Source organism: Saccharothrix sp. ST-888 (assembly GCF_000955975.1).
Lineage (GTDB): Bacteria > Actinomycetota > Actinomycetes > Streptomycetales > Streptomycetaceae > Kitasatospora.
This window is the reverse complement of sequence record NZ_JYJF01000288.1, coordinates 1-1,102: the sequence shown is the minus strand read 5'-3', so window position 1 is coordinate 1,102 and position 1,102 is coordinate 1. Positions and strand designations below refer to the sequence as shown.

Sequence of the window (1,102 nt, the reverse complement as noted above, 5' to 3'; positions counted from 1 at the left end):
CGGCGCGGGCGGCGGCGAACGGCGCGAGGCGGCCCGGCCCCAGCACCAGCCGCTGGTTGAACAGCTGGTCCGGTCGCCAGCGCTGCTTGTACGGCTCCTGTCCGCGCAGCAGGCTCAGCACCGGGATCTCGGCGGCGCGCACCTCGTCCAGGGCGACGCCGAAGAGCAGTCCCGCGATGTCCAGGCGCTCGCGCAGCCTCGGATGCGTCCCGTACATGTAGGGGCCGCCGAAGGACGGGCAGAGCAGGAGCAGGTTGACCGCGACCACCTCACCGTCGAGGCGGTAGCGGTGCAGGGCGGCCCGGCCGGTGGCGACCAGCCCCGTGGTGGACTCGGTCAGGTGGGCGGCGAAGCGATCGGTCCGGTGCTCCGCCGTGACGCCGCGCTCCTGCCACTGGAGGAAGTGCAGCCGCAGCAGCTCCTCGATCGCGCCCGGCACCTCCTCGGGCGGCACCGAGCCGACCTCGACGCCCGCGGCGGCGATCTTGCGCTGCTTGACCCGGCTGCGCTGGGCGGTCTTGCCGGGCAGCCGCTTGAGCAGTTCCTCCATCGGCACGGCCGGGAGGTACTGGCAGGGCGAGTCCGCGAACTGGTGGCGGCGGCCCCGCCAGCGCTCGAAGACCTTCCAGACCGCCGCCTCCGGGCGCACCTCGGACAGCTCCAGGCTGTGCCAGGGACGGCGGAGCGGGAGGGCGCGGGCGAGTTCGGCGGCGGCGCGGTCGGCGCAGGCGTCGTCCAGCAGGACGTCGGTGAAGTCGACCAGGCCGGCGCCGAGGTTGGTCAGGCCGCCGAAGGGCCGGCGGCGCCGCAGCGCCACCGCGCCGACCAGCCGCTCGTCCCGGCGGACCAGCACCACCACCAGACCGCCCGGGCGGCCGAAGTGGCGCCACCAGGAGCACAGCCAGGCGGCGGCCTGGTACGGGGTCGCGGTGGCGCACCGGCCCACCAGGTCGTCCCACTCCTCGGCCACCCGGTCGAGCGCGTCGTCGGACCGCAGTACCTCGGCCCGCCAGCTCGGCACCCCCGCCTGCGCGGGCAGGCCGACGCCGTTCAACTGCTCGGTGGTCATCGCCCGTTCCCCGCTTCCTGTCCCGCCTGCGGC

General features: G+C 75.5%; 1 protein-coding gene. It reads right to left on the bottom strand.

The features are described 5' to 3' along the window. On the bottom strand, positions 1 to 1,069 hold a 1,069-nt coding region (locus tag UK12_RS32670; RefSeq protein ID WP_045306837.1), incomplete at its 3' end, for a GNAT family N-acetyltransferase. Between the last annotated feature and the right edge of the window lie 33 nt (positions 1,070 to 1,102).